Source organism: Marivirga sp. (assembly GCF_035704835.1).
Taxonomy (GTDB): domain Bacteria; phylum Bacteroidota; class Bacteroidia; order Cytophagales; family Cyclobacteriaceae; genus Marivirga.
In genome coordinates, this window is sequence record NZ_DASSWQ010000009.1 from 96,046 (window position 1) to 117,086 (window position 21,041).

The 21,041-nt window shown below is 33.7% G+C and carries 19 protein-coding genes and 1 tRNA gene; 6 read left to right on the forward strand and 14 right to left on the reverse strand.

Features of this window, described 5'->3' with window-relative positions:
- Positions 1–177 precede the first annotated feature (177 nt).
- The 3 genes from VFM92_RS01565 to pyrF are packed head-to-tail and all read left to right on the forward strand — an operon-like array spanning position 178 to position 4,163.
- Positions 178–2,640: an FtsK/SpoIIIE family DNA translocase gene (locus VFM92_RS01565; RefSeq protein ID WP_325120435.1), complete on the forward strand. Its 2,463-nt coding sequence runs from the start codon at positions 178–180 to the stop codon at positions 2,638–2,640.
- An 18-nt stretch (positions 2,641–2,658) separates the two neighbouring features.
- Positions 2,659–3,294 (forward strand): outer membrane lipoprotein carrier protein LolA, encoded by a 636-nt coding sequence (locus VFM92_RS01570; RefSeq protein ID WP_325120436.1) that lies wholly within the window; start codon positions 2,659–2,661, stop codon positions 3,292–3,294.
- A gap of 53 nt (positions 3,295–3,347) precedes the next feature.
- Positions 3,348–4,163, forward strand: a complete 816-nt coding sequence (pyrF, locus tag VFM92_RS01575) for an orotidine-5'-phosphate decarboxylase (RefSeq protein ID WP_325120437.1) — start codon at positions 3,348–3,350, stop codon at positions 4,161–4,163.
- Between the two features lie 421 nt (positions 4,164–4,584).
- Here pyrF and aroE read toward each other — a convergent pair whose 3' ends face one another.
- From aroE to VFM92_RS01615, 8 genes are all read right to left on the reverse strand, one after another.
- A complete protein-coding gene (gene aroE / locus VFM92_RS01580) occupies positions 4,585–5,319 on the reverse strand; it encodes a shikimate dehydrogenase (protein WP_325120438.1) in 735 nt (244 codons plus the stop codon).
- On the reverse strand, positions 5,319–6,263 hold the full coding sequence (locus tag VFM92_RS01585; protein ID WP_325120439.1) for a DUF368 domain-containing protein: 945 nt from the start codon (positions 6,261–6,263) through the stop codon (positions 5,319–5,321). Before VFM92_RS01585 ends, aroE begins: the two co-directional genes overlap by 1 nt.
- A gap of 11 nt (positions 6,264–6,274) precedes the next feature.
- A complete protein-coding gene (locus VFM92_RS01590) occupies positions 6,275–7,048 on the reverse strand; it encodes a phosphosulfolactate synthase (RefSeq protein ID WP_325120440.1) in 774 nt (257 codons plus the stop codon).
- 3 nt (positions 7,049–7,051) lie between these two features.
- The gene (locus VFM92_RS01595; RefSeq protein WP_325120441.1) at positions 7,052–8,461 is read right to left on the reverse strand and encodes a tetratricopeptide repeat protein; all 1,410 of its coding nucleotides are present in this window, start codon (positions 8,459–8,461) and stop codon (positions 7,052–7,054) included.
- 175 nt (positions 8,462–8,636) lie between these two features.
- Positions 8,637–9,623, reverse strand: coding sequence for an NAD-dependent epimerase/dehydratase family protein (locus VFM92_RS01600; protein WP_325120442.1), 987 nt, complete (start codon positions 9,621–9,623; stop codon positions 8,637–8,639).
- Positions 9,620–11,992, reverse strand: coding sequence for a GumC family protein (locus VFM92_RS01605; RefSeq protein ID WP_325120443.1), 2,373 nt, complete (start codon positions 11,990–11,992; stop codon positions 9,620–9,622). The genes VFM92_RS01600 and VFM92_RS01605 overlap by 4 nt, the downstream gene beginning before the upstream one ends.
- A 2-nt stretch (positions 11,993–11,994) precedes the next feature.
- The gene (locus tag VFM92_RS01610; RefSeq protein WP_325120444.1) at positions 11,995–12,801 is read right to left on the reverse strand and encodes a polysaccharide biosynthesis/export family protein; all 807 of its coding nucleotides are present in this window, start codon (positions 12,799–12,801) and stop codon (positions 11,995–11,997) included.
- Positions 12,802–12,854: 53 nt separating this feature from the next.
- The gene (locus VFM92_RS01615) at positions 12,855–14,009 is read right to left on the reverse strand and encodes a glycosyltransferase family 4 protein (RefSeq protein ID WP_325120445.1); all 1,155 of its coding nucleotides are present in this window, start codon (positions 14,007–14,009) and stop codon (positions 12,855–12,857) included.
- A gap of 192 nt (positions 14,010–14,201) precedes the next feature.
- Between VFM92_RS01615 and VFM92_RS01620 the strand changes: the two genes are divergently transcribed.
- The 3 genes from VFM92_RS01620 (at position 14,202) to VFM92_RS01630 (ending at position 16,322) form a co-directional block, all read left to right on the forward strand.
- Positions 14,202–14,870 (forward strand): cytochrome c, encoded by a 669-nt coding sequence (locus tag VFM92_RS01620; protein WP_325120446.1) that lies wholly within the window; start codon positions 14,202–14,204, stop codon positions 14,868–14,870.
- 104 nt (positions 14,871–14,974) lie between these two features.
- Positions 14,975–16,153: a GTPase HflX gene (gene hflX / locus VFM92_RS01625; protein WP_325120447.1), complete on the forward strand. Its 1,179-nt coding sequence runs from the start codon at positions 14,975–14,977 to the stop codon at positions 16,151–16,153.
- A gap of 97 nt (positions 16,154–16,250) precedes the next feature.
- Positions 16,251–16,322: transfer RNA gene (locus VFM92_RS01630), tRNA-Arg, on the forward strand.
- A 111-nt stretch (positions 16,323–16,433) separates the two neighbouring features.
- Here the strand turns inward: VFM92_RS01630 and VFM92_RS01635 are convergent.
- The 6 genes from VFM92_RS01635 to VFM92_RS01660 all read right to left on the reverse strand — a co-directional run bounded on the left by VFM92_RS01635 (position 16,434) and on the right by VFM92_RS01660 (position 20,732).
- Positions 16,434–16,583, reverse strand: a complete 150-nt coding sequence (locus VFM92_RS01635; RefSeq protein WP_325120448.1) for a hypothetical protein — start codon at positions 16,581–16,583, stop codon at positions 16,434–16,436.
- Positions 16,584–16,659: 76 nt separating this feature from the next.
- Positions 16,660–18,816 carry a peptidase domain-containing ABC transporter gene (locus VFM92_RS01640; RefSeq protein WP_325120449.1) on the reverse strand — a complete coding sequence of 719 codons (2,157 nt, stop codon included), beginning with the start codon at positions 18,814–18,816 and terminating at the stop codon, positions 16,660–16,662.
- Positions 18,817–18,895: 79 nt separating this feature from the next.
- Complete coding sequence (locus VFM92_RS01645) at positions 18,896–19,375, reverse strand: hypothetical protein (RefSeq protein WP_325120450.1); 480 nt, start codon at positions 19,373–19,375, stop codon at positions 18,896–18,898.
- Between the two features lie 196 nt (positions 19,376–19,571).
- On the reverse strand, positions 19,572–20,018 hold the full coding sequence (locus VFM92_RS01650; protein WP_325120451.1) for a hypothetical protein: 447 nt from the start codon (positions 20,016–20,018) through the stop codon (positions 19,572–19,574).
- 295 nt (positions 20,019–20,313) lie between these two features.
- Positions 20,314–20,517 carry a hypothetical protein gene (locus VFM92_RS01655; RefSeq protein ID WP_325120452.1) on the reverse strand — a complete coding sequence of 68 codons (204 nt, stop codon included), beginning with the start codon at positions 20,515–20,517 and terminating at the stop codon, positions 20,314–20,316.
- Between the two features lie 11 nt (positions 20,518–20,528).
- Entirely contained in the window at positions 20,529–20,732 is a 204-nt protein-coding gene (locus VFM92_RS01660; protein ID WP_325120453.1) for a hypothetical protein, read from the reverse strand.
- Positions 20,733–21,041: the final 309 nt, after the last annotated feature.

Genomic DNA, 21,041 nt, shown 5'->3' on the forward strand with positions numbered 1-21,041 from the left:
CTAAGCTTTATGTTTTCTTTATGCTAAAATAAAAATCACAGAAAAAGAATGATCACAACTAAGTTTCGTTCTCATTTTTTTATGTTCTACTTCTATACAAATATATTCCTTTAAGATTCGTAATTTGCGGTTGAAATGAAATTATGCAAATTTACTGTCACTTAGTCAGCATAATCTATGGCAAAGAACACCTATAAATCAAATACTTTTAAAAAAGGGGACAAAGAGAAGTCGTCCACTAAATTTAATTTCCAATTGGATTTTCTAAAAGACAGAAGATTACATTTGGCCTTTGGATTTTTCTTGTTAACGACCTCCATTTTTTTATTTACAGCTTTTGTTTCTTATTTATTCACAGGCAAAGCTGATATGAGTGTGTTGCAATCTGTGTCAGAAACTGGAGTGAAAGCATCTGGTTCAGAAATGGATAACTGGCTTGGGCTTTTAGGAGCACAATCTGCCTATTATTTTATTTTCAAATGGTTTGGCTTGGCTGCATTCCTAATTCCGCCTTTCTTATTTTTAGCAGGCTATCGTATTACTTTCAATAAAGTGATTTTCTCTATAAAAAGTGCCTTCACTTTTATGGTGTTTTTCCTTTTTTGGTTCAGTTTGCTTTTAGGCTTTATGGTGTTCGAATCTGGGAAAATTACGGCCTTCTCTTTCCTCTGCGGTGGAATTGGCTATGAATTAGCAGTGCTTTTTAATAGCCTTTTCGGATGGGGTACTTATTTGATTTTAATTCTTTCCTTATTAGTATTTATCGTTTTCTACTTTAACGTTACCTCCTTGCTTTCCTTTCAATCCAAAATTGAGATTAGTGATGAAGTAGCTGATGAATCTGTCAGTTTCTCTGAAGAAAAGTCTGTTGATGCATCTGAAGAAAAGGTAGATTCAAATCAACCAGAAGAAGTTGAGGATGAGGAATCTTTAGATGATGCCAGCACTTGGACAGTAGTCGAACAGAAACCCAAAAAAGCACCTCCTCAGGAAGAATTGACAATGGAGGTTGAAAATACATTAGAAAATAAGGTGATTCAAGAAGAACCTCCTCAAGAAGAAAAGAAGCAAGAAATGGAAGTGGAAGAATCTTCCTTTGACGAAAAATTGGGTAAAAAGGTTGAAAACTACGATCCCACTTTGGATTTATCTTCCTATAAATACCCCACTTTAGACCTTTTAGCTGATCATGACTCTGGAAAAGTAAAAGTTACTCAAGAAGAATTAGAAGCCAATAAGGATAAGATTTTGGAGACTTTAACCAACTTTAAAATCAAAATTCAAAGTATTAAAGCCACTATAGGCCCTACCGTTACGCTTTACGAAATTGTACCAGAGGCTGGAGTTAAAATCTCCAAAATTAAAAATTTGGAAGATGATATTGCTTTGAGTTTAGCGGCTTTAGGTATTCGTATTATTGCGCCAATCCCGGGGAAAGGAACTATTGGTATTGAGGTTCCGAATAAGAACCGTGAGATGGTGAGCATGAAGTCGGTCTTGGCGACTGATAAATTTCTAAAAAGTGATAAGGAATTGCCAATTATTATGGGTAAAACCATTAGTAATGATGTATACATTGCTGATTTGGCCAAAATGCCTCACTTGCTGATGGCTGGGGCAACCGGTCAAGGTAAATCAGTTGGCTTGAATGTCATGTTGGCATCCTTGATTTATAAAAAACATCCATCGCAGCTTAAATTTGTATTAGTTGATCCTAAAAAAGTGGAATTAACTCTTTTCAACAAATTAGAAAGACACTTTTTGGCCATGCTACCTGGTACTGAAGAACCAATTATTACGGATACTAAAAAAGTGGTTAATACGCTGAATTCACTCTGTATCGAGATGGATAATCGATATGATTTATTAAAAGATGCAGGTTGTAGAAATTTGAAAGAATACAATACCAAATTCATCAGCAGAAAATTGAATCCTGAAAAAGGACATAAATTCTTGCCATACATTGTGTTAGTAATTGATGAGTTGGCAGATTTGATGATGACGGCTGGTAAAGAAGTAGAAACTCCTATTGCGCGACTAGCTCAACTAGCTCGTGCAATTGGGATTCATTTAATTATAGCAACGCAACGACCTTCCGTAAATGTTATTACAGGGATTATCAAAGCTAACTTTCCAGCTCGTTTATCTTTTCGAGTGACCTCCAAAATTGATTCTAGAACCATCTTAGATACTGGCGGTTCTGAACAGTTAGTGGGAATGGGAGATATGCTATTATCTCAAGGATCTGATTTAATTCGACTTCAATGTCCTTTTATCGATACGCCTGAGATTGATGAAGTAGTAGAATTCATTGGAAGCCAGCGCGGTTATGAAAGAGCTTATCAGCTTCCTGAATTTGCAGGGGATGATGACGATAGCAAAGTTGGAGAAGTTGATTTATCCGATCGGGATGCGTTATTCGATGAAGCGGCTAAATTAATTGTACTACACCAACAAGGTAGTACGTCACTTATCCAACGAAAATTAAAATTAGGATATAACAGAGCCGGCAGATTAATTGATCAACTTGAGGCTGCAGGTATAGTGGGCTCCTTTGAAGGAAGTAAAGCTCGTGAAGTATTAATTCCTGACGAATATAGTTTGGAACAATTATTGAACAATATTGACAAGAATCATTAAATTAGAATAGTAAAAGAAATGAGAAAATTAACAATAATTATGATGCTGTGTATTTATAGCATCACAGCAACTGCACAAAAAGACCCAAAAGCAAAAGAGATTTTGGATCAGATGAGTAGCAAGTACACCAACATTCCAGGTTTTACAGCTACTTTCTCCCAAACCTTGGAAAATAAAATGGAGAATATCACTGATACTTTTAAAGGAGAAATCGTAGTAATGGGGGATAAATTCAAAGCAGATGTTGCTGGTCAGCTAATAGTAAACAATAACGAAACTGTTTGGACTTATTTGAGAGAAGCTAATGAAGTCACCATCAATAATTACGATGAAGAAGCAGGCGAGATGAATCCAAGCAAAATTTATAAAGCTTACCAGGAGGGTTATAAATATATCTATATGGCTGGAGAAGGCAATGCCCAATATCATGTTATTGACTTAGTGCCTGAAGATAAAGATGAATCATTTTACAAAATCAGATTGAAGATTGATAAGAAAACTAATTTATTAGATAAATGGACGATTTTCGATAGAGCAGGAAATATCTTCAATTATGAAGTAACCAACTTCAAAGTAGATAATTCTTTAACAGCTGAAGATTTTATTTTTGACCCATCTGAATATCCAAATATTGAAGTATTAGATTTTAGATAATTTTAAATTTAAACCCGCAAGGTTTCCAAAACCTTGCGGGTTTTTTAGCTTTTATGAACTACCAAGAACTCTCCCATCAAATCAAATCTAAATCAAGCTACCTTTGCGTTGGCTTAGATACAGATATCAATAAAATTCCACAACATCTTTTAAAAGAAAAAGACCCCATTTTCGAGTTTAATAAGCAAATAATTGATGCTACAATTGATTATGCGGTGGCTTACAAACCCAATATTGCTTTTTATGAGGCCTTGGGAATAAAAGGCTGGGAAAGCTTACAAAAAACGATAGAATATCTCCCAAAGAATGTATTTAAGATTGCTGATGCCAAGCGAGGAGATATTGGCAATACCTCCAAAATGTATGCAAAAGCATTTTTTGAGCAAATGAATTTTGATTCTATTACTGTAGCCCCTTATATGGGGAGTGATTCCGTTAAGCCATTTCTTGAATTTGAGGATAAATGGGTAATTCTACTAGCCTTAACTTCTAATGAAGGTGGTAAAGATTTTCAGTTTGAAGAATTAAAATCAGGAGAAAAGATTTATCAAAAAGTATTGGAGGTTTCTCAAAATTGGGGAACGAAAGAAAACCTGATGTATGTGGTTGGTGCCACCCGATCAAAAGAATTTCAAGAAGTCAGAAAATCAGTTCCTAATCACTTTTTATTGGTACCAGGCGTAGGCGCACAAGGAGGAAATCTGCAAGAGCTTTCAAAATATGGACTGAATGCAAATGGTGGTTTATTAGTCAATTCAGCCAGAGGGATTATCTACTCTTCTTCAGAGAAAGATTTTGCTAAAACAGCTGGAATGAAGGCCAAGGAAATTCAGGAAGAGATGAAAGGCTATTTGGAGAGGTTTTGTTGAAAATATAGATCATTAAATTAATTGAGAAATAAGGGGCATTTATTGAAGAGCCTTATTATCAAGCGCCTGAGGCGCGAGTAATCATCACCATCCAGAGGATGGCGATAGACTACAAATATTTTCCTTCCGGCTTGCCTCCGGCTAGTGGAACTTACAATCGCCTCTGGCGAAATTTGAAGAATATATTATCAGGTATAATCACTTCACAGACTTCACTAAATCCTTAACATGATTCAATATAAAACTTGCGCTTATAACGGTTATCCCCATCGACACTATATATATCGTATTTATATCTACTGAAGGACTATTAATAGCATATTTAAAATAGAAGTATGAAATATTTACCACTATGATTACTATGCTTAGCTTCTTGATGTAGCCAAACTTTTTGTTAAGGTATTCCTTGCCACTCATAATTTTAATTTTTATTCCATATCTCCCATGACTTCTCAGCCTGACCTACCAACATTTCCAATCCATTTATTGTCTTAGCTCCGTTCGTTGCCCCTGCTTTCATAAAAGCCGTTTCAGATGGGTTATAAACCAAATCGTAAAAATAATGATTTTCTGTTAGCGCTTCATAAGGTAAATCAGGCTTTTCTTCCACTTTAGGATAAGTGCCCAATGGTGTGGTGTTGATTATCAGTTGGAAATCTTGAATAATTTCAGGTTTTGCGTTCAACTCCTCATAAGTAAAATCAAAAGCCACTTTTCGTGAAACTATTTTAAAAGGGATTGATAAATCTGTCAATACTTGTTTAATGGCTTTGGAAGCTCCGCCTGTTCCTAAAATAAGCGCTTTCGATTTGAAATCTTTTGGCAAAAAATGTGAAAGAGAATCTTTAAAGCCATAATAATCCGAATTATAGCCTTTGGTTTTACCGTTAATAAATTGAATGACATTTACGGCACCAATTGCCTTGGCGTGTGAATCTAACTCATCTAAATAGGGGATAATTTGTTCTTTATAAGGGATTGTGACATTGAGCCCAGCAATTTTCTGCTTTTCTAAATTCACAAATCCCTGAATATTTTCGAGAGGAAATAATCGATATTCGCAGTTTTGAATATTTTCCTTTTCGAATTTTTCTCCAAAATATTTTCCTGAAAAGGAATGATCAAGCGGGTAACCGATCAAACCATATGTTTTCATCACCCTTCTTTCTTTACATTAAGCATACTTGCAATTTTCTCAATGGCTACTACAATGAAAATACCCAAACTAGCCATTAATATGGCTTCAATTAATTGTGGATTTTGACCTGTTTCCTCCAAATATTGTTTTGGCAACACATTATGGTCAAACAACGGAACTTGTTCTCCTGCACTATTAATACGAAAAGAATCTACTACTTTCCATGGCCACACTTTATACAATGATCCCACCATAAAACCAGCTAAAACAGCCACGGTGATGGACTGATAATTTTTTAAAAACCATGAAACCAATCGCGCAAAACTCAATAGCCCGATGATACACCCAATAGCAAAAATCGCTAAAGTAGCCACATCAAATGTTTCAACCGCTTCAATAATGTATTTATACTTCCCTAAAATCAAAAGGATGAATGCTCCTGAAATGCCAGGAAGTATCATAGCACAAATAGCAATAGCTCCTGAAATCAAAATAAACCACCAGGCATCTGGAGTTTGGGAAGGACTGGCTGCGGTTATAATATAAGCAATAAAAACTCCAATTATTCCAGCTATAAGCGCTTTCCAGTCTTTTACTTCGATATCTCTTGCCACTAAAACCGCTGATATAATAATCAAACCAAAGAAAAATGACCAGACTAAGACAGGATATGTAATTAAAATAAAACTGATAAGTTTGGCTAAACTGAATATACTAATACCAATTCCTGTCAATAAAGTAATAAGGAAAGAACCGTTTATGTGATTCCAAAATTCTTTGAGTTTAAACTGAAACAACAATTTAAAAGCAGTTCCATCCACAGATTTTATACTATTCAGTAATTCATCATAAATCCCTGTTATAAATGCAATAGTACCCCCTGATACACCAGGAACCACATCTGCACTTCCCATTGCAATACCTTTTAAAAGCAGAACAAAATATTCTTTAATTGACCGCACAAAAAACTGGTTTAAAGTAAATCTTTATTATTTAAAAAATGATGGAATGTGTCACCTCTTAAGCCCAAACGAATGGTTTCCAGAGGAATTATCTCATTAGGAGCAATATTTCCTAGATTTACATTTGCTCCCACTAATTTAATGAAATAAACTTGCTGTGCCTTTTGTGGAGCTTCCCAGATGATTTTTCCGAAAGGAATTTTGGTTAAAATTTCTTGAACCAATCCGGAACGAACCTCTCCACTAGCACGGAATAAGCCCACATTACCTGCTTCCCTTGATTCGCCAATCACTTTCCAGGCTCCAGCATCCAGTTCAGTTTGCATTAATTCAATCCATTGATATGGAGGAATAATTTTTTCTGCATCCTTAGATCCAACTTCCGAAAGAACAGTGACTTGCTCAGAAAGCTTTCTGATATATTCACATTTCAAATCATGAGGCAACTCTATAGAACCATCTGAAACTTCTGCAAAAGGCATGTCATATTTATCCAACAATTTACGATAATCCTCAAATTGGTCTCTAATGATAAAAGCCTCAAAAAGCGTCCCTCCGAAATAAGTTGGGATACCAGCTTCTTTATAAAGTGCTAGTTTATCTTTTAAATTAGAAGTGACATAAGAAGTAGCCCATCCTAATTTAACTATATCGGTATATTCCCCGCTGCTATCAATGAAATCTTCTACTTCTCGTAGGCTAAGTCCTTTATCCATAGCCATGGTAAATCCTACATCTCTTGGTTTTGCTGGTCTTTCAGGGATGTCTTTTAATTCGTAGTTCATGTTTTACTGGTTATCTTTTCTGAATTGGTCTATGATTTTGAACAATGCCTTTTGAGTTTCCACTTTTGGAAAGAATTCATAAAGCACTGTGTGCATTTCAAAGTCCAAAACTAATGCATTTTCCAGAAAGATAAAGGCTTCTTTGTATTTACCGTATTCAATTAAGTAGGAAGTCATTCTATAATAGAGCTCAGCAGCATCAGGGTTATCCTCCATTCCTTCTTTAATAATATTGATAGCAATCTCTAAATCACCTGATTCAAAATAGATAAATGACCAGTCCAAAAATAAGCTAACCTCTTCAGGATCAAGCGCAACAGCTTCTTCGTAAGCATCAATCGCTGAATTTTGATTACCTAATTGATATTCAGCATTTGCTAATGCTTGCCAATATTTAGATTCATGCTTATTTATTTTTATAGCCTTTTTTGAAAAATGTATTGCCTCAATCCATTTCTCTTGTTCAATGAGACATAAAGACATTCCAAAATAAGCTTCATCATAAAGAGAATCAAATTTTACAGCTTTTTGAAAATATTTGATGGCCAAATCAACTTGATCTAATTTATCATAAATTTCAGCCATTCGGCAAAAAACTTCAGCGCTTGGACCTTCAATTCTTAAAGTTTGGGAAAATGCATCTAATGATTTATTGTTTTCTTCAAGAGCGGAATAGGTATTCCCCATATTGAAATAGGCAGATGCAAAATTCTCATCTATTGCCACTGCATATTCATAAGCTTCTATGGCTTTTTCATATTTCCCTAATTTATGAAGCACTACACCCAAATTATACCAGGCATGGTAAGAGTAAGGATCGGCATCAATAAATTTTTCATAATAGGCAATACTTCCTTCCAGTTGGTCGGTTATATCTAGGCAATAAGCCAATTCATAAATCGCACTTTCATGGTCAATATTTTCTTCTAATACCGATTTATAATTTTTAATGGCTTCCTCATAATTTCCGAGTTGTTGATAAGCCATTCCCATCTGAAATAATACCTCATCTTTATCTTCCGCAAAAGTTAGCGCTTTTTCAAGGCATTCAATTGCTTCTTTATTTCTATTAGAAATGCTTAAAACATTTGCTTTCGTTAATAATAAATCAACATCGTTAGGCTGAATATTTTCAGCTCTATCTAAGATTTGCAGTGCACTGTCATATTTTGTATTGCTTGCTAAAACATGTGCATTGAGAATCAAAAGCTCGACTGAAAAGGGAAATTGTTCAACTGCAAATTCACTAGCTTTTAGTGCTTTCAAGAATTTGTCATTGTCTAAATACAATTCAACCACTTTTTCAAGTTCTTCCACATCGAAAAAGTGGAAATCATTGCCCTGAATATGATTCTCGAATTTTTTTATCAACTCTTTCTCTTCGTCTTTTCTGTTTCTGAAAAATTCGCTCATAATAATGAATAAGTGGTTATCCTACTTTGCCATTTTGCTACCCTTCGCTAAAATCTGCACCTGTTTACAAAGGTACTACCAAATTCCGAAAGGTTTGGATGCCTAATAAATAGGTTTAAATAAATTTACTTATTAATAGGTAAAAATCAAGCAACGATGAATTAATTTTTAAAGTTTATAATTCACCTTTTTTCTGCATTTCTTTCACCGTCCATTCAATAGAGTGATCTAAGTTCTTATAACGAGGATTGAAAATATTATTTGACTTTTCCACATTAAATATTTTATCATTACCCGCCATTCTAGCAGTTTCCATTGTCAGGGTCGCAGGCTTTCCACTTAATTTGCTGACTATGTTCTCAATAATTGCTCCAAATATTACCATAAATTTTGGCACTCCTACATATGGAGCTCTAACATTAAGCTGCTTGGCAATGGCTTTAAAAAAATCTCGATAGCTGATACTTCCTGCATTTAAAACAAATTGTTCATTTACTATTTTATTTTCTAAACTACCGACAATAATGTTTGCCACATCCCTCACATCTATATAATTGATAACGCCTTTGGTATAGAAAGGCTTTTGATCGCTCACATAACCAAATAGTTGCGCACTACTTTGGTAACGCTTGGCAGGGCCTATAATTACGGAAGGGTTAAAAATGAGGATGGGTAATCCATTTTTTGATAATTCCCAAAGTTTTTCCTCTGCCTTCCTTTTGCTTTTTCCGTAATTGCTTAAAAACTCTTTTTCTGATTTAGGGGTAGTTTCATCAATCAAATTATCTTTAGAATTTTTAGCTAATGCGGAAATACTGCTGATGAAAATAAATTTTTCGACTCTTGCCTCGCTTGCATGTTGAGCAAATTTAGTAGTCCATCTGGTATTGATTTGAAAGATTTTCTCCTTATCTGATTTCTTATAGGACACCAAAGCTGCTGCATGAATCACAAAATCAATTGCTATCGGAATTTGCTCAAATAAATTATCTTCAAAGGAATTTATTAGAACCCAATTAATTTTTTCTGACTCCAATGGAATAATTGAATAGGTTCTTTTTACAGCATAAATTTTGTAATCCTGAGTTACTAAAAGTTGTAAAACTTGTTTACCTAATAGACCAGTGGCTCCTGTAACTAAAACTGTTTTTTGCTTTGTCAACTATTGAAGAGCCTTTTCAGAGTGGAAATAGATTTACTGCTATTATCATTATAATAATCTTGATAGTAGCCATATCCTTTGTTTTCTTTTTTTACTGCGTTAAATATTAAAGAGATATTCTTGATATTATTCAAGTTCAGACTTCTATGTAAATCATCAATAAATGACCGCTTCGAATAATCGGCTCTAACCACAAATAGCGAATGATCAGATTTCTTCAATGCAATAATTCCATCGGAGACTAAACCAGTTGGAGGAGTATCTAACAAAATGATATCATATTCTTCTTTCAGTTCACTTAGTAATATATCGAAATACTCTCCTTCTAATAATTCTGCAGGATTTGGAGGGATAATTCCAGAAGGAATAAAATGAAGATTATCAGTTTTTGTAACATTAATACATTCTTTCCAATGAATACCTCCACTCAAAATAGAACTAATCCCTATTTCATTTTGCTCCAATTTGAATGCATATTGTGCACGGGGTTTTCTCATATCCAAATCTAGAATAATCACTTTCTTACTGGACATCGCTAAGATTGCCGCCAAATTCACAGAAATAAATGTTTTCCCTTCCCCACTTGTTGTAGAGCTTATGGATATTACTTTTTTCCCTTCCTTAATACCGATAAAATCTAAGCTAGTTCTTAAGGTTCTGAACGATTCACTTATTTGAGACCTTGGTTTTTCTGAAACTATTACGCCACTTTTCTTCGCTATGTATCTTCTTAATCTACTGATTTTTGCAATAATTGGAATCGTAGTTAATCTTTCAAGCTCGCGAATACTATTAATTTCATCATAAAGTAAATATCTGAACCCAATAAAAATAAAACTTAAAATAAAACCGGCTGCGAATGAACCTATGTAGATCAAATTAGTAGAAGGTCCTATTGGGCTTTTTGGTAAATTAGCTGGTGTTAAAATATCGACTTCGGACAATGTTCCAGCTTGTGCAATCTCAAACTCTGTTTTCTTTTGCATCAAAGACAAATAAAGTTCTTCATATAAAGAGTAAAATCTCATTTTCTGATTCAGTTCATTAGTCTTTGCAGGTAATCGGTTAAACGTCTTTTCTATTTCAATTTTTCTAGTTAAAATCGTCTCTTTTCTATCTACCAAGATTTCAACTTTGTTATCTAAATAGCTTTTTATCCTATCTTTCAAGGTATTTAATTCTAATTTTTTTTGCTGCAACACTTGGCTTTCCTGCTTGTAGCGTGTTTTCGCCATTTGGAAATCTCTCTTAAGCATTGAAAACTCCTCAAACAAGGGCTGCATGCTAGAAGGAAGTACTAAATAATTGATTTGGTCGAAGCTTAACGTATCTTTCTCAAGTTGATTTTCTATATTTCTAATCTCACCTAGTTGATAATTAATGCCGTATAAAATGGAATCCATTTTCACCATCTCTGAAATCAATCTACTTACATCCTCTGAAGGATTCACCGTTTTGTTTTCTATGGTAAAATCTTCAATGGAAGTCTCATAATTTGAAAGCTCATTTTCAGTTTGCTTTAATTGTTTGTTTAAAAACTCAATTTTTAACTCGTTTGCTCGGTTTTTTTGTTCTTTACTGTATTGGGTGTATTGCTCACTTATTTCCTCCACAATGGCCTGTACTTTATAAGGATTATAATCCTCAAAAGTAATTTTTATAGTATTAGCGTTTAAGTTTTCAGGTGATACTGTAAGATTGGATTCAACATAACTCATTAAGCTTTCTGTTGTAGCAATGGAGAAATACAGATTTTCGGAATTGAAAAAGTATGGTGTGATTTCTAATTTGTAACTACACCCATTCATCGTAAAATAAGAACCAAATTTTTGACTTACCCAACTTTCAGAATCCGGCTGTTGTGTTATTCTAAAGTTTTCTTTATCAATGATATCAACATAAAATTTTTGCCCATAGGCTGCACATGATTCCTGATAACTTACTATAAAGGGTGTAAACTTATATCGCTCTTCATTTTTAAGATTACCAATGACAAAATAAGAAACATCTAAAGGTAGTTTTTGAATGACCTGTTTTAAAAAAAGTTTTGAACGAATAAGTTCTACCTCACCTGAAAGCGTATTGAGATTACTGCTTTCTTCTTTAAGTGGATTAAAACCAAATACACTTGCATCGCTTCGTTTATTAAGTTTTAATTCTGCGTAGGATTGATATTTAACATTGGTATACCGAACGTAGAGAATGGCTACAAAAACAGAAATAGAGATAATTACAATCGCCCAAGGAAGATTTTTCTTTAGAATCGTTTTTAATTTATCAAAATCAACAACTTCAACCTCTTGATTTTGGGGCTTGTGAGAATGCGCGGATTCTACATTTCGTTTATATCGCGTTTTTTGATTACTCACCTCTATTCATTGTTAAAATTCTGAATAACAATAAACAAGGTTACAACATTGGTAACCACTCCAATGATTGGTGCTATATCACGAACCGATTCAGTGAAAATTCTTCTGACTGGCTCTACGTAGATAATATCATTTGGCAACACATTTAGGTTTGCTTTTTGCATTCCCTCTATTGTGGCTAGGTTAATGATCTGAACAGAAGGATCATCTAAAGGTCCTCTAATCAAACGAATATTTCGCCCTTTAGAATCTCTATCTAAACCCCCAGCAAGCGCTAGCACTTCCAGCACAGTCATTTTTTCGTTTTCTAATGGAATTACTTGTCCACCTATTCCTCCCAAAACAACTACCCTTCTATTTAAAGGTCGAACCCTTACGTAGGGTTTTATATAATATTCTGAGTATTCATTTATTAACTTTTCCTGAAGTCCCGCAATTGAATAGCCTGCAACTTTTGTTTCCCCCAACAATGGTAGAATAGCATTTCCATTGGGCAAAACTTCAAATTCTTTATCAGGCATTAGACGTCCCCCACCAGCAGCACCTCCTGTAATGGCAGTCAACTCCAAATTAGGATCTATCACCCTTTCCCCTTTATTCGTATAAACTTCTATATTAAGTTTTTCTCCTGGTTGAATTGAATAAGCACCTTCTATTTTAGCAACTTCTTCCTTAAAGTTTTCAGATTTTATATCTGATTCAGTTTGAAGAATAATATTCTGTTTATACACTTTACAGCTTCCCAGAGTCAGCGCAAGTGTAAGAATACTAATAGGATATAGATAGAATTTTTTGATAACGATATTCACTTAATGTAAAAATATAACCAATTAACCAAAAGACAATATTTTATTGGAAATGCTTATAAATTATTTATGTAAGACGGCTGAAGTTCTGGTTTTAATGTACCACTTTGGTCAATAGCTTTCAAATAACGCTCAATTACAAAATTATGGTCAAATCTTCTTTCTACTATTTCTCTGCCTCTCAGTCCCATTTCTTTACGCAAATCAGGGGTCATGTAATACATTTCCTTCATTTTTAGAGCAAGATCATCCTCATCTTTTACTTTACAAAGTATCCCATTCAATCTATGGTCCACTATGTTATTACATCCTGGAACATTAGAGGCCACAATGGGCTTAGCACTTGCGGCTGCTTCTAGTAAAGTTCTTGGAGTGCCTTCCCTGTAGCTGGGTAATACCACACAATCAGCCTTATTTATAAACGGACGAACATCATCAGTACTTCCCAAATAATTAATGTATCCTTCATCTATCCAGTCTTTCAATTCTTCTGACGAAATTCCTCTCGAATGAAACTCATCTAACTTACCAAGCAGATTAAATTTGGCATTCATTCCTCTTTCTTGCAGAATAGCCGCTGCTGCTACATATTCCCTGACTCCTTTATCAATTATCAATCTAGAAATCATTAGAAATTCAAATGGTTCTCCTTCCGCTTTTTCTTCGGGTGGATGTGGCGTAAATTCATTTAAATCAATTCCAGAACCTGGTATCACCTCACAAATATTTTTCTGAATTAGCTTTTTATCCATGAAGAGTTGATAATCCTCATGATTCTGAAAAAATACTTTTTTGGGGAATTTGAATGAAAACCTGTAAAGGTTCAACGCTATTTTTGAAATCCAATCATCATTTAAAAAGATAGTGCCCAAACCACTTACATTATTAATTACAGGAATTTTGAGCATAGCCGCAGCTAAAGTCCCATATATATTGGGCTTGATGGTATAATGCAAAATTACATCTGGTCTAACTCTTTTATAAATAGTGTGTAATTCGAGCGTCAGTCCAATATCTTTTAATGGATTTGCGCCACGACTGTCCATAGTCACGTCTTCATATTCGCAGCCTGCTTCAATAAGCTTTACAGTATAATCATCATGAGGAGCAATTGCTACCACATCATGGCCCTCTTTTAGAAGTGCTTTAATAAGTGACATCCTGAAATTATAAATGTTCCAAGAAGTATTTAAGGTGATAGCTACTTTCATATTGTAATAACAAATCTACTTAATAAAAGCACTTACGGTTCTTTATGTTTTGGAGATTTCGACAGGTAGTAATATAAGCTAGATTAAGTAATACTAATTAACTTTTAAACATCCGCAAAATTCAAATATAATGGACAATATGAGATTAATCTCATAGGCTTTATTATTTTTGTAAAAAATCAATAAATAGATATGGAAATTGGAATGCTTCACACACACGTTTTAGTGGTAACATTATTTTTACTTTTTTTATTATTCAAAACCATTTTATTGTTAGTTAATAAAAAGGAACTTTTGACAACTGTAAGAACCAAGTTCAAAATGGTTGATCCTATTCTTGGAGTACTCATGTTGGCTACTGGAGGGTATTTACTATCATTATATGGCTCAACTGCCCCTACTTATTTATGGGTTAAATTGGTTATCGTTATAATCATTATCCCTATTGGAATCGTTGCGTTTAAAAAAGAAAACAAAGCTATGGCTATTATTGCATTACTCTTAACGTTTTATATTTATGGAGCTTCTGAAGTTGGAAGCTTAACTTTTTCGAAAGAGGAAGCTTCAACAACTACGGAAAATAATCCAGCTCAATATGCAGAAGAAGTTATGATTACAGGCGATAAAGTGCAATTAATAAAAACTGGAGAAGAAATATATTTGGCTGAATGTAAAAAATGCCATGGCGTTGATGGTAAGAAAGGACTCTTTAAAGCTCCTGATTTATCAAAGAGCAAGCTTGGTCTTTATGAAAGAATTGCATGGATTAAGAAAGGTAAGGGTGTAATGCCTGCCTATGCAGATGAATTAAGAAATACTGAAATTGAAGCAGTTGCGCTTTATTTGGATAAATTAAAATAATATTTACCGAATAAGGTTTTTTAAATGAATTGGAATGGCGTAGAAAATTCAATATCAAAGTTGAATTTTCTACGTAATTACATATAATACCTATGACTTAATATATGCAAAATAATTCTGCAGAAGAAATTGATGAAAAGAAAGCCGTTCTGATTGCAATAATTACCCAAAATCAAAACGAACAAAAAGTTAATGAATATTTAGATGAATTGGCGTTCCTGACGTCCACACTTGGCGCTAAAACAATTAAGCGGTTTACTCAAAGACTAGAAAAACCAGATATTAAAAGCTTTGTTGGAAAGGGTAAATTGGAAGAAATCAATGCTTACATACAAGCAGAAAATGCAGACTGGGTAGTTTTTGATGATGATTTAACCCCTTCTCAATTACGGAATTTAGAGAAAGAACTTGAAGTCAAAATTTATGATAGGAGTTTACTTATCCTTGATATATTTTTAAGTCGAGCTCAAACAGCTCAAGCCAAAACTCAAGTTGAATTAGCTAGAAATCAGTATTTATTGCCTCGATTAACTCGAATGTGGACTCACCTTGAAAGACAGCGTGGAGGAACTGCAACGAGGGGCGGTGCTGGTGAAAAAGAGATTGAAACGGATAAAAGAAACATTCGAAATACCATTACAAAATTAAAGGAAAGATTAGCTAAGATTGAAAAGCAAAGTCAAACCCAAAGAAAGTCTAGAGGAAAAATTGTGAGAGTTGCAATTGTGGGCTATACCAACGTAGGGAAATCCACTTTAATGACGCTTTTATCAAAATCCGATATACTGGCTGAGAATAAATTATTTGCTACAGTAGATTCCACTGTAAGAAAAGTGAATTTTGAGGATATTCCATTTCTACTATCAGATACAGTTGGTTTTATAAGAAAATTACCCACTCACCTTATCGAGTCGTTTAAGTCCACTTTGGATGAAATCAGAGAAGCTGATATTTTAATACATGTGGTAGATGTGAGTCATCCGACTTTAGATGACCATATTAGTGTAGTAAATCAAACCTTAACCGATATTGGAGCTAGCGATAAACCAACATTGCTAATTTTCAACAAAGTAGATTTACTGGAAGATGAGGAAGATTTGACTGTTAAAGAGAAAATTAAAAATCTGAAGAGCACTTATTGGAATAAAGAGCAAAATGATGTAGTCTTCATTTCCGCTGCCAACAAGGAAAATATTGAGGAACTTAAAAATAAATTGAGAAAATTAGTAGAGGCAAAGCATTTCACAATTTTTCCCAATTACTTGAAAAACACTTATTACTAATCTAGATTTACAATTCTTAAAAACTGAAATATATATTCAAAATATTCACTACTCTACACTTTTTTAAATCAATATGTATCTTTAATATTTTAAGCAAGACCCCGTAGTTCAACGGATAGAATTGGAGTTTCCTAAACTTTAGATGCAGGTTCGATTCCTGCCGGGGTCACAAATAAAATAAAATTTTGTTCTGAAAAAAGTAAATATAATTAGCGATGATGTCAAACAAATGAATTTAACTAAAAAAATAAAGCTTTTCAATATTGAATTCAGGACATAGTTACTCTTTGAGTTTTCTTTTTCTGTACTCTAATAAGAGTATAGTCCCTTGCATGACTATCAAGGAAATAAAGCCAGCCTTAATATCAAAAATAAAAATTAATCCAGATACGATAAGCAAAAGGATTTTGACAAAGGTGATATTTTCCATAGCTCTTTATTTAGTAGATGAGATTTCTTGAAGAACCACCTAAAGCTTAAAATGTTAGATTGATTTTATCCCCATCTCAATAAACCAGCTCATTAACAGATTCACTAAAGAAATTCTCTTCTTTAATTAATGCTTGTGGTTCGCCATGACTGGTAATACTACCATTTTCTAAAATATAAATGTAGTCAGAAAAGCCAGCTACTTTCATTCTGTGGCTCACAAACAGAATGGTCTTTTCATTTTTTAATTGCTGCAATAAATTCAAAATAAATTGCTCTGTATTTCTATCCATAGCGGATGTACCCTCATCAATCAATAATAACTGTGGATTTCGATACAGCGCCCTAGCTATTCCCACCAGTTGCCTTTGACCTCCGGATATATTGGCTCCTTCTTCTCCTAGCAATGTCATATAGCCTTGAGGAAATTTTTCAAAGAAGCGATCAAAGCCAAAGTCTTTACACCATTTGACTACTTTTTCTAATTCAGCAGGGTCATCGCTTAGGCAAATATTAAAAAGTAAATAATTGTTGAAAATCTTAATATCCTGAGGAACTACTCCAATTAATTTTCTATAGTGCTCTAGATCTAATTCATTGATAGATTTTCCATTTATTTTTATGAATCCTTCCGATGGAGTATAAAACCTTTGCAGGAGTTGAAAAATCGTACTTTTACCCACACCACTTTCTCCCAATAGCGTAGTGATTTTCCCCTTCTCAACTTTCATGTTGATATTGTTCAATAAATTTAATGAACCGGGATAATGAAAATGTAGATTTTCAATTGTTAAATTATCAATCTTTTCGATTTCAATTGCTTTTCCTTCTGCCTCTTCCGTTTTGATTCCTGTAAACTCCTCCATTCTGTTGAAAGCTACTTTAGCTTCCTGAAACTGAATATTAAAAAGTGCGATTTTAGTTAATGAAGGACCAATAGAGCCAGATAGGGATAATAAAGCCACCAAAGAACCAATTAATAAATCCCCTCTTAAAACTAGAAAGGAGGCTAAAGAAATTACGCCTATTACCAATAATATACCAGCCAACTCGGTTAGCAACCCAAACTTTACTTGTATTTTACCCAATTTGAATATCTGCTCTTGAAAATTTTTGTATAATAAGGTAGTGGACTTATGAAAAAGATTGATAGTTCCTGTTGTCTTTACTTCTGCTATGCCCGTAATCACATCTATATAATTTCCTTCATTTAGAGCATAAGCACTCATTACATCTTTTTGGGCATTGATGATAGGTTTATTCAATCGCCAAAGGATGAAACCATAGATAGGTATAAAAATAGAAACAACTACCCCTACTTGCCAAGAATAAACGAAAACCCCAATAAGCGAAATAATAATGACCAAAAACTCTATTAAAAGATTACCGATTAAGTTGCTGATTGAGGATTGAATGCGCCTGGTATCATTCATTCTGGCCACCATATCACCAGTTTTTTTGGAATCAAAAAAGGATTTGGGAATATGCAAAAGCGATTCGAAAAAAGAACTTATCATTCGGTTGTTAAAATCTTTGCTTTGTGTGATCAAAAATGTTGAACGCACATAGCTTAGCCCCATTCTAATAAATAAAATTAAGCCAAATAAAACCAATCCTATGATGAGTTTCCCGACTTCTTTTGTAGGTAAAATAACATCAATCAGCTTTTGGCTAAAAATAGCAGTGGCCAGTGAAAAAATGGCAATTAAAATACCTAAAAACAGTGCCGCCAATAAAATATTGAGGTCTTCTTTTACCCAACTCAGCAGGTTCTCATATTTTTTCTTTTTGGACTTTACTTTTTCAAATTTTTCATTGGGTGTAAGCTTTAGTAAGGCTTTGGATTGCCATACTTTTTCTAGTTTTTCTTTTGTCCATAATTCTACACCTCTGCCCGGATCATTAATAATTAATTGATCGTCTTGAAAACCATAAAAAACCACATAATGTTGTAATCTGTTCTCCAGAATCACATGTAGAATAGCAGGCGAATCAAGCTCATTTAAATTTTCAACAGATTCAGCTTCTAAACCTTCTACTTCAAAACCCAAATCTTTAGCTCCTTGAAAAAGACCCAATAATTTAGTACCTGTTTGGGTGGTTCCTGTAATTCTTCTGATTTCATCCAAACTATGCTCTCCTCCATGAAATTTAATAATGGAAGCCAAACATGCAGGGCCGCAATCAGATTGACCGTGTTGCTGAACAAAATATTGGTTAAGTTTTTTTAACATTGGGTTGGTTCGTTTAAATATCTTTTTTTCATCAACTTTTCCAAAGTTCTAAACTTTGGAAAAGTTTGTCCTTATTCCTTCATTCCAAAACCTCTAAAATAGCTTCTATTTTCACTTCCCCTTTGAAATGCTTTTTTAACGACCCATTTTCGTAAATAAAAGTTTGTGGTACACCACCAGAAATAGTGCTTGTCAATGAATCAGGATTAACTTCAACATAATGATGTGCAAGGTTGTATTGCTGAAGAAAATAAAGCGCTTCGGATTTAGGTTCAAAAGAGGCCAACAGCAACTGATAGCTTTGAAACTTTTCTTTATTCTTTTCAATTTGTTCCATTTCCCATTGGCAAAAATGACAATCACTGTTGAAATACATGAAAATGGTAGGTTGGTCAGTATTCGCTATTTCTAACCCCAGATTATTAGTCAAGGAACTTAGATTTTGAACAATTACTTCTGACCTACTTTTTTGATCCAATTTTTGAACACTTGAATAACCCATCCAAGACAAAAGACCAATCACTAATAACACTACAAAAATTAGGAGTCTCTTTTTCATTATGCGCCTAAATTAATTGACAAGAATGTGACAAATAATATCCAAACCACTAAGGCAGAGCCATACACAGGCAAGGTGAATTTCAACGCTGAATCATAGTCTTTTTTCATGATTTTTTTGATACCCAGAGCTAATACTAATAAATAAATGACTTCAAAAAGATTTAGAGATTTTAGAGGAAAAATTAGCCATGAATCTAACTGATTGGCATCAAAAAGGCTGAGTAATGAGAGGGGGGGGCAAAGTATTGAACCTCGATTAAAGAATAAGATGTATGGAAAAGTCCAAACCAAACCAATAATAAAAAAGATGGTATAAACCACACAAATTCGGAAATTAAAACAACTCTAAATATTGACTTAAAGCTTATTTTGAAATTCAAAAATATACTTGCTGATAATATCCAAAAAGAAATTAGCGTAAATTTTAATAGACTTAATAATGGAAATAATAGATATTTTAACCAATTCCATTTCCTTTGTTCATCTATAATTCTTACAATATTTTCGTAAGCAATCTGATCTCCTAAAAAATCTATTAAAAGATTTTCATTTAATATACCAAATTCAAAAATTAACAAGTTTGAGTAACCCAGAATTAAAAAACAAACAAACAAATTAAGATCACTTTTAATTTTTCTCATAGGTTAATATAAATTTTAAAACTAATAAAAAATGATTGGTCTAAATTCAACCAATCATTTCAATATTCCCAAAATTGCATGAGCGTTATGTGAAAACAATATTTCAATTTCTTTGATGTCTTATAAGTATTATTATTGAGGTTACCGCAACCATGAAAAATAGAGTTGACCTTATTAAAAGGCTCTCCACTACCATAAAATAATTCAATAAAAGCCCTATAATCAGTCCCACATTAATTACCACCAAAACAATTTTAATATTTATTCTTTTTTTCAAACTATTTCAATTTAAATCTTATGATCGAGCGTAATCACGATACGCACAGCCAAAACTTCCTGCTGCTAGTACAACTGCTGCCCCCCAACCTACAGGATTCCAAAAATTTGCAGCGGAAGCTATTGACAAACCCGCAGTCCCGATGGTAAAGCCAATACAAACGCCATCTAATGTGTCTCCTCCTCTAATTTCTTCTAATTTATCTAGTTCTATAATTTTCATATCTTTTTTCTTTATTGCATTGCACAAATTAAACTCCCTGCAGTTCCAAAATATAAACCTATTCCACCTGCAACTATAAGACCCAAACCGCCAGTAGCAGCAGTTAAACCTCCAATTAATAAGGCTCCTCCAAGACCAAGTGCTACACCAGCATTAGTTTCGCATTCAGCACCACCATTTACCTGATCCATTCTTTCAATACTCAAATTTTTCATAATTATAAGTTTTAATAGTTAAACATACACAAAGGAAATAAAAAACAAAATTCACTTTATTCATGTTTCAATAACATTATTTATATTTGAATAAATTAAAACTAAAACCTTAAAGTCATGACCATTGGAGATTACATACGTAAAGTACGTCTTAAAAAAGGGTATAGCCAACATCTAAGCTCTAATGATGCGCGCTAAGGGCGCGGTTCATTAGAGCTTCTGTTGAGCTCAACTTCCAAACCTACACTGTTTTTCTATGGGGATTGAATAAGTTTATTTTGGGCTTTCTTTCCTGTTTTTAGTAAACCT